Origin of the sequence: Methylobacterium sp. E-065 (assembly GCF_022829605.1) — a bacterium.
In the GTDB taxonomy this organism is placed as follows: Bacteria; Pseudomonadota; Alphaproteobacteria; order Rhizobiales; family Beijerinckiaceae; genus Methylobacterium.
The window spans coordinates 153,750-166,941 of sequence record NZ_JAKSYD010000074.1; the positions used below are offsets into that span (position 1 = coordinate 153,750).

Below are 13,192 nucleotides of genomic sequence, written 5' to 3' on the forward strand. Positions count from 1 at the left end.
CCCCATGAACGCTCCGATGCGCCCCCCGGGCAGCGCCTCCCCCTCGGCCCCGGCCTCGGCGGCCTTCGTCTGGGACGATCCCTTCCTGCTGGAGGACCAGCTCACCGAGGATGAGCGGGCGATCCGCGACGTCGCCCAGAGCTTCGCGCAGGAACAGCTCCTGCCCGGGATCGTCGAGGCCTACGCCACCGAGAAGACCGATCCGGGCCTGTTCCGGAAGATGGGTGAACTCGGCCTGCTGGGCGTCACCCTGCCGGAGGAATACGGCTGTGCGGGTGCCTCCTACGTGGCCTACGGCCTCGTGGCGCGGGCGGTCGAGGCGGTGGATTCCGGCTACCGCTCGATGATGAGCGTGCAATCCTCCCTCGTGATGTACCCGATCCACGCCTACGGCTCGGAGGCGCAGCGCCGGAAATTCCTGCCGAAGCTCGCCTCGGGCGAATGGATCGGCTGCTTCGGCTTGACCGAGCCCGATGCCGGATCGGATCCGGCCGGCATGAAGACCAAGGCGGAGAAGATCGACGGCGGCTACCGGATCTCGGGCGCCAAGATGTGGATCTCGAACGCGCCCTTCGCGGACGTGTTCGTGGTCTGGGCCAAGTCCGAGGCCCATGAGGGCGCGATCCGCGGCTTCGTCCTGGAAAAGGGCATGAAGGGCCTCTCCACCCCGACCCTCAAGGGCAAGCTCTCCCTGCGCGCCTCCACCACCGGCGAGATCGTCATGGAGGGGGTCGAGGTCGGCGAAGACGCGCTGCTGCCCAACGTCTCCGGGCTGAAGGGGCCGTTCGGCTGCCTCAACCGGGCGCGCTACGGCATCTCCTGGGGCGCGATGGGCGCCGCCGAGGATTGCTGGCACCGGGCGCGTAGCTACACGCTGGAGCGCAAGCAGTTCGGCCGGCCCCTGGCGCAGACGCAGTTGGTCCAGAAGAAGCTCGCCGACATGCAGACCGAGATCGCACTCGGCCTCCAGGCCTCGCTCCGGGTCGGGCGGCTGATGGACGAGGGCAGGATGGCCCCGGAGATGATCTCACTGGTCAAGCGCAACAATTGCGGCAAGGCGCTCGATATCGCCCGCACGGCCCGCGACATGCACGGCGGCAACGGCATCATGGGTGAGTACCACGTGATGCGCCACGCCCAGAACCTCGAAACGGTTAACACCTACGAGGGCACGCACGACGTCCACGCGCTGATCCTGGGCCGGGCGCAGACGGGGTTGCAGGCGTTCTTTTGAGGGGGTGACGGTTCCGTCGCTCGAGCGGACCATGGTCGTTCACGCATCGCCGGCCGACACGCGCTCACCGCGCCTGAGAAGGGTCAGGGCGACACAGGTTTGATGTCTCAGCGGGCTCGACCTTCGGCAGAATGAGACACGGGCCCCCTCTCCCGTGCGGGAGAGGGGGCCTGTCGCGCTCCGTCATCAGCGGGGTGCCTCGGATCCGTGTAGCTCAGAGCGACAGGGAAGAAGGTCGTGAGTGCCGGCCGGACCCGCGGCGTGAACGCCTCATCCCCGTGCCGATGCGCGAGTGCCAAGATTCTCCGCGAGGCGGACGAGATACCCGTCGGGATCCTGCACGAGGCATTCCCGCTGGCCGTGTTCCGCGTCTCCGACTCTATACCACGCTGCGCGCGGCGCCTCGAACAGCGGCCAGTCTGCCGCTTCGAGCGCAGCGAGGACCGGATCCAGCGGCTCGATCATCGTCTGCAGATTCATGCCTCGGCCAAGCGGATAGTCCAGCGCGGCGGTTTCCCAGCTGCCGTTGCGTTGGCACAGCATGATCTGCGCGGCGCCGCGCGTCAGGAAGGCGAAGCGCGCGGCCGGGCGATCGTAGGCGATCGCGAAGCCGAGCAACCCGCACCAGAAACGCAGGCTCGCATCGAGATCCGTCACATACAGCTCCGGAACGAGGGCCCCGATCCCGCCCTGCGGCGCACCGCCTGAGCCGGAGGATCGCGCCCGGGCGGTGGGATCGGTCAGGGGGTTCACCTCGGTCATCGAACCGCTCCGGCGTGCATCGGGTGGCCAGGAGCAGCGCCGGGCCAGCCTTCCCGCAACCGCAACCCGGGCCGACCCTGATCCTACCGCGATTCGGGGGAACGGCGGCTCATTCCCCGCTCTCATCCCCGGCGAGCGACCATTCCAGCACCCGGGCGAGATGGTCGTAGGACCCGTACTTGCTCGCGTATTGCGGATAGGGCCGGGCCGTGTAGGCCGCGTCCCCGGTCATGAACCGCGCGATCAGGTCCCGCAGCCGCTCGGCATGCTCGGTGACGATCGCGGCGACGTCGCGCGCCTCGCCGCGCGGCGGCTTGACCGGCAACGGAAGGAAGGGTTTCCGGCCACCCGAGGCGTGGATGTAGAGCAGGTCGGGCGGCGTCTTGACCTTCGGCAGATCCGCGAAGGCGCCGTGCATCAGCATCGCCGCCTCCAGGGTCAGCTGCGGCGAGAACCCCGAAAAGATCATCTTCGCCGAGGGCGGGGCGCCGGTCTTGTAGTCAACGATGCAGGCGCTGCCGTCCGGGCGCAGCTCGATCCGGTCGGCCCGGGCGCGCAGCGTGAAGCTCTCGCGACCCATCGGGATCACCCAGCGGCCCGACACCTCCGGATGGATCTGGGTCAGGCCGGGCCGGCGCTGCGCCTCCCAGTCCAGATAGGCGCCGGCCATACGCTGGTAGCGCGGCCACCACTCGGCGTAGAGGTTCGGATACTCCGCCTCAATCTCCGCGAAGGCGTTCAACGCGAGATCGAACAGCCGCTCCGTGGCATCCCGGGGCAGGTCCCGCGGATGGCGGCGGGCGAACTCGGCGAAGACCTCGTGGACCAGGGAGCCGCGGGTGGCGACGCCCGGCGCCGCCGCCAGCGGGTCCAGGGGATCGAGCCCGAGGACGTGGCGGGCGAAGATGCTGTAGGGGTCGCGCACCAGCGTTTCGATCTCGGTGACGCTGAGCGAACGCGGGAACAGGGCCGGATCCGGCTTCGGCGCGGGCCGCTTCAACCTCGGCTGCACCGGCGCTGCGTCGAGCCGGGCGGCGAGGCCGGCGAGACGGCGGCCCGCCACGAGCACCGCGTCCCAGTTCGTATCCCCGGCCAGCGCGCGCAGACGCTGGATCAGTCGCGACGGCACGGTCGGCGCGCCTTCGCGCTTCAGCGCCCGCGTGATCACCGCATCCCGGCAGCCCAAAGCCTGCACGAAGTCGTGCGCCATCTGGCCGATCCGCCGCTCGGGCGGGTTGAGGCCGACCCGCTCGCGCATCGGCCGGTTGAGGAACGCGTCGGTCAGGGTGCGCACCGGCCAGACACCCTCGTCGAGGCCGCCGAGCACCACGCGGTCCACCGAGAGCAGGCGCGCCTCCAGCAGGCCGAGGATGCGCAGCCGCGGATGCGGCGCCTCGCCCGAACAGGCGACCACCCGCTCCCGGGCAAGCGACGTGAAGAAGGTCGCGTAATCGTCGAACCGGCCAGGCATCAGGCCGGGCTCGGCCAGTTCCAGGTCGTCGAACAGGGCGTCGAGGCAGGACAGGGAGCCATCCGACTCCGTCTGCGGGGCATCCTCCGGCCCGGACACCAGACGGTCGCACGCCTCCCGGTGGCGGGCGGCCGTGGTCACCAGATCGCAATCCCCCGCGCCGTCCGGCCCCGGGAAATCCTCGAACACGTGGTCGAGCCGATCGAGCAGGTCGGCGGCGAGGTCCCAGTCGATGTCCTTGAGGCGTCGCTTGGCCCGGGGCCGGTGCTCCGGTGGCCCGGCGCGCTCCGCCGCGAGCGCATTGCGCAACCCCGAGAAACCCGGCGCCGGGACCGGGCCACGCAGCAGGCCGATCTCCAGGGCCGCCGCGCCCCGGACCACGTCGGCGCGCGGCAGGCCGAGCTGAACCATGGGATGCGAGAGCAGCGCGATCAGTCGGGCCGGGATCGCGTCCGCCTGCTTGCGGGCGAGGTCGGCGGCGAGTTCGGCGGCTAGCCGCGCCAGGCGTCCGGCCGGGCTTCCGGCCAGCGCCAGGCCCGCCGAATCCTCCGCCACGATGCCCCAGCGCAGCAGTTCCACCGCCACCCGGCCGGCGAGGCCCCGGTCCGGCGTGACCAGGGCCGCGGTGGCACCGGGCGTCTGGAGGGCCTCGCGTAACGCCACGGCGGCGATCAGCGCCTCTTCCCGCTCGTCGGCGGCCTCGACCAGCGCCAGCCCGTCGAGGCCGAGGCGGGCGTTGGTGTCGCGCTCGGACGGATCGAGCGCCGCCCAGGCGTCGGTGGTGTCGGCCGGCCGCAGCGCCTGCGACAGCAGGGCGGCCCGGGCCACCTGCCCGGGATCGGGTTCGCCGAGGGCGACGATCTCGCTGCGGGCGAGGTTGAGATTGTCCGGCCCGAGCAGCCGGTGCGGCACCGCCTGCGGGTGGCCGTGGGCGATGATCCGCGTAAACCCCTCGCCGGTGTCGATACCGTCCCAGCCGGCCGCGTCGAGGTCGAGGTCGAGACCGGGCAGCACCACGGCACCCCGGGGCAGCTTCGCCACGGCGGCGATCAGGCGGGCGGTGGCGGGGACAGAGCCCAGCGACCCGGCCACGATCACCGGATCCTGCGTGACGCCGCGCGACAGGCGCCGCTCTTCCGCCAGGATAAGGCCGCGGGCACGCGCGACGGGATCGGCGAGACCCCGCTCGGCGAGCAGCTTCGGCCAGTTCTCGGCGGCGATCTGCACGAAGTCGAGGGTCAGGCCGAAGTAGCGGGAATACTCGGCCTCCACGGCGGCGCCGATCTCCGACCAGGGCAGGCCCTCGACGGTGAGCGCGTCCATCAGCCGTTCGAGGTCGCCCGCGAGACCAATGGCGTCGGCCGGGGAGGACGGGACGAGGAACGGCACCTCGGCGTCCAGCGGCAGCAGGGTGCGATCCACCGTCCTGGCCCAGGCCTGGACAAGGCGAGCGAGGATCAGCCGGCGCTCCAGCGGGGCCATCGGCGCGCTGAGCGGGTCGGCGTTCGCCTCCAGCAGCGGCTCGGCGGCGAGGTCGAGTTCCGCCTCGTCGGCCTCGCCGAGCGGGATCATCCGGGGCAGCAGCGTAGCCTGCCCGGGGGCATCGCGGCCGAGTCGTTCGGCCAGGATGGCTGACAGCGCCCGGGTGGCGCGGCGGGTCGGCAGGTAGAGGGTGACGGCAGCCAGCGCCAGCGGATCGCTCGCCACCGGCCCGACGAGTTGGCCGGAGAGCAGCGCCTCGGCCAACGTCGGCAGGAACGGGACACCGCGGGTGATGGTGAAGACGGCCTGTCGAGCGGGCATGGGCGGAGTTCTACGCCCCCGGCGGGGTTCCGGACAGGGGGCGATGGGCCGCTGCGTGTGCCGGGCCGTTCGTTTCGCGCGCCTCCCCCCGCAGACGGTACGACATTCACGCTTCGCTGGCCGAGAGGCCCTCTCCTCCCCCTTGCGGGGAGGAGTTGGAGGTGGGGGTGTCGCAGGAGGCACCATTGCGCCTCATCCTGAGCCACCCCCACCCCTGACCCCTCCCTGTGAGGGGGAGGGAAAAGCGCTTTAAACTGTGAGGGTTCGACTTTAGAGTAAGAAGTGCAAATCCGCTCGTTGCGGGGGGGGCTGCGCCTGACCGGTGTCCTTACGCTCGCTTACGCTCGCGTCGAGCGGTCGCCCGTCATTGAAGACAAGAAAATCCTGTTCGAACTTTTCAGCCGTGTAGGCGCCGAAAACGGTGCGCGGCAGGCGGGGATCCTCCGGATCGGCCAGCAGCGGGATTAGATCGTCTACGCGTCCTGCGGGGTCGGTCAGACCCCGATCCACTTCATCGCGATGATCGTGCCCGTCACGGTGAGCGCGCCGCCGATGCGGGTCGCGATCTGCGCGAAGGGCATCAGCGCCATCCGGTTCGCCGCCGTGAGGATCGCGACATCGCCGGTGCCGCCCTGGCCGCTGTGGCAGGCGTTCACGATGGCGGTCTCGATCGGGTACATCCCGAGCCAGCGCCCGACGAAGAAGCCGGTGGTCATCAGCGTCGCCACGGTCGACACGATGGTGATCAGGTTCACCAGCGTGAACGCGGCCATCAGCTCGTGCCAGGGGGTGAGCGCCACGCCGATGGCGAAGAGCAGCGGATAGGTCATCGAGACCTGCACGAACTTGTAGACCACGAAGCCGCCGGCCTGGAGATGGGGCGACACAGCGCTGGCAAGCTTGGCGAACACCGCCAGGAACAGCATCGCCACCGGCGCCGGCAGGCCGACCAGGTGGTGGGCCATGACGCCGAGCAGGTAGAGCGTGATGGCGGTCAGCCCCGCGGCGCCGATCGTGGCGGGATCGATCTGGCCCCGCGCCGCCTCGGACTTGGCCTGGGCGTCGCTGGACTTGAGGCCGTCCGAGTCCGGCTGGAGCCGGCCCTCGCCGGTGAGGTGGGGATAGCGCTTGCCCACCGAGTTCAGGGTGCCCGCGAAGATGATCGCGGTGAGCGAGCCCAGCATCACCGGCGGCAGGACCTGGGCGAAGATCACGCCCTGCTGCTGGCCGAGGATCGCCGCGTAGCCGATCGACAGCGGGATCGCTCCCTCGCCGACGCCCCCGGCCATGATCGGCACCACGATGAAGAAGAAGGTCTTGTAGGGGCCGAGGCCGAGCAGCGTGCCGACCAGCGTACCCACGATGGCCGCCGCCACCGAACCGGTCGCCAGCGGCGCGAAGATCTTGAGGAAGCCCTTGATCAGGACCTCCCGGTCCATGCCGAGGATCGAGCCGACGATGATCGTGGCGATGTAGATGTAGAGGAAGTTGGTGAACTTGGTGAAGTCGGTGATCGCCTTCACCATCTGCGGTGGGACGAGCGCGTAGTAGACCAGCGCCGAGGGGATGAAGGTCGCGAAGATCGCGCCCGCACCGATATTCCGGAGGATCGGGATGCGCTTGCCGATCTCCGCGCAGGTGAAGCCGCCCATCACCAGCACGGCGATCATGGTCGGCCCATCCGGCTTGATCTCGCCCTCCTGGACGAGGATCACGATCAGCGCCGCCAGGATGACGTAGACCGGCAGCGGTATGATGCCGATCTTGGTGTCGACGAGGCGCCACCAGCGATCCGGCCAGAACCGGGCCGGGCGCCTCTCCTCGACCCGTGTCTCGACCGCTGACGGGATCGGCCTTGGCGAGGCGGTGCTGGTCATGGACGTCCCCCCGGATGCCTCTCAACGCGTCGGCAATTCACGGCCTCCGCGCATGATTTCGCGCCGGCCGATAACCGTCGCGTCACGTCACGACCCGCACAGCCGGCGGAAATAAAGTGACATTCGGCGTATCAGTGCGGGCGGAGGGCGGCAACGCGCTGCCGGGAACAAAGAGCCCGACCTGTTCCGCGGGTGGGGATTAAAAACGCACGCACCACGAGGGCGATACAGGCCGCCGGGTCCTTCGCGGCGCGCGGACGCTCACCCCGGCGAGGCCCGTGCCCACGAAGAAAGGCCCGGCGCAGAGCCGGGCCTGATTGGTGTTGGCGTCGACGGGAGTTCCCCCGCCGACGCAGGGGATCAGAAGTCGCGCTGGACGCGGAACCGGACGTGGGTCATCGAATCCTGCGTGGCGGTCCGAACCGCGAAGGTACCGTTGTTGATGCCGGCCACGTTGGCATAGGCCGTCGGGCTCTTGTCGGAGTCGATCACCCGACCGTTCTTGACGCCCATCTGGGTGTAGAAGGCCTCGACGCCGATATCGAGATCGGCCACCAGATGAGGCTCGCGCCGGCCGCGACCTGGTAGGTATCGCGCAGGGCTTGGCTGAGCTGGTAGAACCGGGTGCCCGGGACGCCGACGGCGTTCACGCCGAAGCCGCCCGTGCCGTTCGCACTCGCGAGGCCGTACAGGGCTCCCTGGGCCAAGCGGGCACCGGCGGAGAAATCCTGCTCGCCGTAAGAGGCGAAGACGGCTGAGCGCCACTCGGGCGACCAGTAGTGCAGGAACGACGCGACCGCCGAGAAACTGGTCGAGGTCTGGAGCTGGCCGGTGAACGGGTTGATCGACGCGTCCGCGAAGTACTGCTCGAACTTCTGCGTGTCGAAGCCCGTGTTGGATTGCCTGTAGCAACCCGCGATCATGCAGTACCCGGTGTAGCTCTGGGCACCGTTGGCGTAGGCACCCTGCAGATAGAGGGTGTCGCCGGAAGCGATCGCGGGCAGGTTGATCTTCACGCCGCCCTGGACGCCCCAGCCCTGGACCGAACGGGTGTGCGGGATGCCGGTGAGCACGCCGCCCGTGCCGGCCGCGGTCGCGGTCGACAGGTTGCCGACATTGATCTCGTGCGTGGCGGCGGAGAGCTGCGCGGAGCCCCAGGCCTGATCGACCCGCAGGGCAGCGACGAAGTCAGGCAGCCTTGAGCGCTGGATCGGATCGACGTTGCCATAGCGCGTCGGCAGATTGTTGGCGTAGGCCACGAACACGGGGCTCACCGGCGGCCCGGAGAGCGGCGCGAAGACCGGCGAGCGGGTGTAGACCGGGTCTTCGACCGAGAGCGTCGCCGAAAGGCCGTCTCCGAAGGTCGCCGTGTAGGCGAGCAGGTTGGTGGACGAATTATCGGATCCCGAGGTTGCGCCGTAATACTCGAAGTCGTGGGCGTAGAAATCGAAGAACGACGACGCGCGGCCGGCGGTCAGCCCGGCGAACTGGATAAACGCCTTGTCGACGTTCACGTATTGCTGCACGCGGCCCGCCTCGTCGACGCCGGTGGCGCCGTAGGCCTGGCCGATGCGCAGCATGGTCCCGGAGTGGACCACGCCGGTACGGGAGGCGGCATCGAGCCGCGCGAAGGCGCGGAGCGCGCCGTAGGCGGTCTGGGTGCGCGCATCGAGATTGATGCGCAGCAGGCCGCGATACCCCGACGTGTCGCCGCTGGCGCCCGGCTGCCGGCTGGACGCGGTCTGGTAGGCCCCCTCGAACCGGGCGCGGCCCGAGATGCGCAGGCAGGTGTCGGTCCCGGGAATGTAGAAGAAGCCGGCCCCGTAGGCGGTGCAGACGCGGACGTACTCGATCGGCGCGGCCTTCTTGACCGGCAGGTCAGCCGCCTGCGCGGCACCCGTCATCGCGAAGGCCGCGGCGGATCCGAGCAGGATATGCTTGAATGATGTCATTGAATTCCCCAGAGCTTAAAATTCCACGACGGCCGATTTCCAAGCCAATTGAATTTTTGGCAGTATTCTCCTGCCTTGTTTTATGATAGATGATAATTTCTACGATCAGATCGCAGATTTTATCTCTTCGATCATCCTGATGCCCGGCAAAATTATCGGCAACGGCGAATCATATTTCAATTTTATCTTGGGCTTATCTGTTGCTTAGGTGCAACAAAACATAGATTATCTTCAACTTATGTATAGCTTAAATGAGATGGTGCGAACTTTTGTGTATTTTGCTTCTCTTGTCGGCAGTGAAAATTATTAGCCGGAGCAGATCGGCGGATAAATGTTGTGATTTTTGCGGATCACACGGTCGCTTCAGGGAGCGGGTCGCTCCCCTGACCACGTTCGCACCGTGCTGCGCGCCGCCTGTCGATCGGCGCGACCGGCTAAAAGCCCTGAAACTTGGCTGTGATTCGCTCGCCGCGTTGAAAAGCAGCGATCGCGCGACTCGGCATCCCCGAATCGCAGTCCATGCCGGCACCGCGGAGGCGCGCGCAGCGGGCGGCCATGCCCAGCACCGTCATAAAAAAGGCCCGGCATGGCCAGGCCTGAAAGTCATGCTGCACGGGGCCGGCGTCGGGACCGAAATCCCGGCGCCGGGCTCTTGGATCAGAAGTCGCGTTGGACGCGCAGGCGAACCGAGGAGACAGAGTCCTGGGTGACCGTCCGCGGCACAAACGTTCCGGCGTTGATCCCGGCGACGTTGCTGTAGGCCGTCGGACTCTCGTCCTTGTCGATCACCCGACCGTTCTTGACGCCGATCTGCGTGTAGTAGCCCTCGACGCCGATATCGAGGTCCTTGACGGGCGACCAGATCAGGCTCGCACCGGCGACGATCTGGTAGGTGTTCCGCAGCGCCTCGCTCAGGTAGTAGAACCGCGTACCAGGGGCGCCGACCACGAGGTTGCCACCGATATTGGCCAGGGACGAGGCCACGCCCTGGGCGGCGCGGGCGCTCTGCGAGAAGCTCTGCTCGCCGTAGCTGGAGAACACGGCCGAACGCCATTCCGGGGTCCAGTAGTGCAGATAGGACCCGACCACCGTGAAGCTCTGCGATGTCTGCAGCTGCCCGGTGAACGGGTTGATCGTCGCGTCGGCGAAGAACTGGTTGAACTTCTGGCCCTGAAGGGTCGCAGTGGTCTGCGTGTACGAGCCGGTGAATGACGAGTAACCGGTGTAGAGCTGAGCGCCCTCGCCATAGGCACCCTGCAGGTACAGGGCGTCGCCCGGAGCGATGAACGGTGCGTTGACCTTCAGGCCACCCTGAACGGCCCAGCCCTGGGTGTTCCGGGCATGCTCGATCGGCGCGATCGGCTGACCGGACGCCTGACTCTCGTTGCCGACGTTGAGTTCATGGGTCGCGGCGGTGAGCTGGGCCGAACCCCAGGCCTGGTCGAGGCGCAGCGCACCGACGAAGTCGGGCAGGCGCGTACGCTGGATGGTGTCGACGTAGCCGTAGCCGGTCGGGAGGCCGCGGGTGTTGTAGGTGATGAAGACCGGCGTCGGCTGGTTGGTGACCGCCAGGACCGCCACACCGCCGATCCCGCCATTCGTGGCGACGCCGACACTGTAGGGCGAGAAGATCGGGGTACGGCGGTAGATCGGGTCTTCGACCGAGAGCGTCGCCGACAGGCCATTACCAAACGTAGCCGTGTAGGCCAGCAGGTTCGTAGAAGCGACATCCGACCCCGCGGAAGCACCGGCGAACTCGAAATCGTGCGCGTAGAAGTCGAAGAACGAGGAAGCGCGACCGGCGGTCAGGCCAGCGAACTGGATGAACGCCTTGTCGACGTTCACGTACTGCGAGTCGCGGCCGAAGCTGTCGTTGCCGAGGCCGGGATAGGCCTGGCCGATCCGCTGCTGCGTGCCGGACTGGCCGACGCCGGAATAGCCGGTGCGTGCGCCGGCATCGAGGCGGGTGAAGGCGCGGAGCGTGCCGTAGGCGGTCTGGGTGCGGGCATCGAGGTTGATGCGCATCCGGCCCTGGTATCCCGACGTGTCGCCATTACCGGTCCCGCGCGAGTTGCTGGGCATGTACCCGCCCTCGAACCGGGCGCGGCCCGAGATGCGCAGGCAGGTGTCGGTGCCGGGGATGTAGAAGAAGCCGGCACCGTAGGCGGTGCAGACGCGGACGTACTCGATCGGCACGGCCTTCTTGACCGGCAGATCGGCTGCGTGCGCGGCGCCCACTGCCGCGAACGCGGCGGAAGAACCGAGCAACGAGCTCTTCAAGAGCTTCATATATATCTCCAAGGATTCGAGACCCGATATCGCCATCCACGCAGTCTATTTCTGCGCTAATAGCTTATTTTTGCACAACTCGCCTGTTGATGGCAAAGCCGTTCGGGACCCCGAGGTCGAGATGCACCGATGCGTGAGCACATTGTGCAAACGACGTCGCATCCGCAACTTTGATCGACGCTAAACAATAGTGTTGGCGGAAAGCGTTGTATGCTTGCCACAAAACTAAGACTTACATTTAAGCGAGTCAGTTTTCTGATTTATGATTTTTCGATAATTACCAACGACGTATTATTTTATCTATCTTGTTTTGAGCAGCAGAAGTGCAATTCAGGTGGCCATTGTTTTGTCGCGGTCTACGGCGCGCCCGAACCGCGACGGCACGGTCGCGGCGGCGCTGATCTGCACCCTAGGCGGGCAACGCCCACCTCTGCGCACAACCGATTTGTAAATGACGTCGCCACCGCGGATCCCACGCGGAGTGCCTAGCGATTCTGATTCTCGACCGGATCGCGGCGCGACCGCGCTTTGCGTCAGGGATGCTCGCATCGCGCGCCTGCGCGGCCACCCCTTGGAGCCGCGGCTCGGCTCACCTTGCGCCGAGGGGCAAACGCCACCGGGCTGCCAAAGCGGCCCGGGCGAGGAGTCCGACAGGTATCGTCAAGGATGCTGCCCCGCGCTGATCCGGCCCGCGCAAACACGGAAAATCCGGGTCGCAACGCTCCGGTTCAGCATCGGCGGGAATTTGCGCCGCGCTGGCCCGGTCCCGCGTACGGCGCCATTGGGCCTCAAGGCGGCGCGGATGCGCTCGGCCTTACCTACGGTACGCGCGGGATCGTCGAACCACCCGGCGCAACAAAAAAGGCCCGGCCGAAGCCGAGCCTTGCGCTGTGATGGATGAGGCAAGCGGCCGGGGCAGAAGCCCCGGCGCCTGGGATCAGAAGTCGCGCTGGACGCGGAACCGGACCTGCGAGACCGAGTCCTGCGTGGCGGTACGGACCGCGAAGGTACCGTTGTTGATGCCGGCGACGTTGGCGTAGGCGGTCGGGCTCTTGTCGAGATCGATCGCCCGGCCGTTCTTCAGGCCGATCTGGGTGTAGAACGCCTCCACGCCGATATCGAGATCCTTGACCGGCGACCAGATGATGCTGCCACCTGCCACGAACTGGTAGGTGTCGCGCAGCGCCTGGCTCAGGTTGTAGAACCGGGTGCCGGGCGTGCCGACGGCGTTGGCGCCGAACGGGTTGCTGCCGGCCAGCGTGCTGGTGAGGTTGTAGATCGCGCCCTGGGCGAGGCGTGCGCCCTGGCCGAAGCTCTGCTCGCCGTAGGAACCGAAGAAGGCCGAGCGCCACTCCGGCGACCAGTAGTGGAGGTACGACGCGACCGCCGTGAAGCTGGTCGAGGTCTGCAGCTGGCCGGTGAACGGGTTGACCGTCGCGTCAGCGAAGTACTGGGCGAACTTCTGGCCCTGGATGGTCGTGGTGCTCTGCGTGTACGAGCCGGTGTAGGAGGAGTAGCCGGTGTAGAGCTGCGCGCCTTCGCCGTAGGCACCCTGCAGGTACAGGGCGTCGCCCGGGGCGATGAACGGCGCGTTGATCTTCAGACCGCCCTGCACCGCGAACCCTTGAACGTTGCGGGTATGCGCCGGGGCGACGATAGCGCCAGTACCGGTGCTGGCGGCGGTCGAGAGATTGCCGACGTTCAGCTCGTGGGTGGCGGCCGAGAGCTGGGCCGAACCCCAGGCCTGATCGAGGCGCACGACGCCGACGAAGTCGGGCAGGCGCGAGCGCTCGATGCTGTCGAT

6 protein-coding genes and 1 pseudogene are annotated in these 13,192 nt (G+C 67.7%); 1 reads left to right on the top strand and 6 read right to left on the bottom strand.

Features of this window, described 5'->3' with window-relative positions; genetic code table 11:
- The first annotated feature begins 4 nt into the window (after positions 1-4).
- Positions 5-1,234, top strand: a complete 1,230-nt coding sequence (locus MKK84_RS07720) for an acyl-CoA dehydrogenase (RefSeq protein ID WP_243918304.1) — start codon at positions 5-7, stop codon at positions 1,232-1,234.
- A 270-nt stretch (positions 1,235-1,504) separates the two neighbouring features.
- Here MKK84_RS07720 and MKK84_RS07725 read toward each other — a convergent pair whose 3' ends face one another.
- From MKK84_RS07725 to MKK84_RS07750, 6 genes and pseudogenes are all read right to left on the bottom strand, one after another.
- Complete coding sequence (locus MKK84_RS07725) at positions 1,505-1,996, bottom strand: bleomycin resistance protein (RefSeq protein WP_243918311.1); 492 nt, start codon at positions 1,994-1,996, stop codon at positions 1,505-1,507.
- A gap of 109 nt (positions 1,997-2,105) precedes the next feature.
- Entirely contained in the window at positions 2,106-5,270 is a 3,165-nt protein-coding gene (gene addB / locus MKK84_RS07730; protein WP_243918325.1) for a double-strand break repair protein AddB, read from the bottom strand.
- A 494-nt stretch (positions 5,271-5,764) separates the two neighbouring features.
- Entirely contained in the window at positions 5,765-7,147 is a 1,383-nt protein-coding gene (locus tag MKK84_RS07735) for a 2-hydroxycarboxylate transporter family protein (protein WP_243918327.1), read from the bottom strand.
- 360 nt (positions 7,148-7,507) lie between these two features.
- A pseudogene (locus MKK84_RS07740) lies at positions 7,508-9,099 on the bottom strand (porin).
- Between the two features lie 657 nt (positions 9,100-9,756).
- Positions 9,757-11,388 carry a porin gene (locus MKK84_RS07745; protein ID WP_243918329.1) on the bottom strand — a complete coding sequence of 544 codons (1,632 nt, stop codon included), beginning with the start codon at positions 11,386-11,388 and terminating at the stop codon, positions 9,757-9,759.
- Positions 11,389-12,325: 937 nt separating this feature from the next.
- A partial coding sequence (locus MKK84_RS07750) for a porin (RefSeq protein WP_243918337.1) occupies positions 12,326-13,192 on the bottom strand: 867 nt, incomplete at its 5' end.

Excerpts from the sequence above, each read along its gene's own strand:
- MKK84_RS07720 (WP_243918304.1), top strand. The coding sequence starts at position 5 with ATGAACGCTCCGATGCGCCCCCCGGGCAGCGCCTCCCCCTCGGCCCCG.
- MKK84_RS07725 (WP_243918311.1), bottom strand. The coding sequence starts at position 1,996 with ATGACCGAGGTGAACCCCCTGACCGATCCCACCGCCCGGGCGCGATCC.
- addB (WP_243918325.1), bottom strand. The coding sequence starts at position 5,270 with ATGCCCGCTCGACAGGCCGTCTTCACCATCACCCGCGGTGTCCCGTTC.
- MKK84_RS07735 (WP_243918327.1), bottom strand. The coding sequence starts at position 7,147 with ATGACCAGCACCGCCTCGCCAAGGCCGATCCCGTCAGCGGTCGAGACA.
- MKK84_RS07745 (WP_243918329.1), bottom strand. The coding sequence starts at position 11,388 with ATGAAGCTCTTGAAGAGCTCGTTGCTCGGTTCTTCCGCCGCGTTCGCG.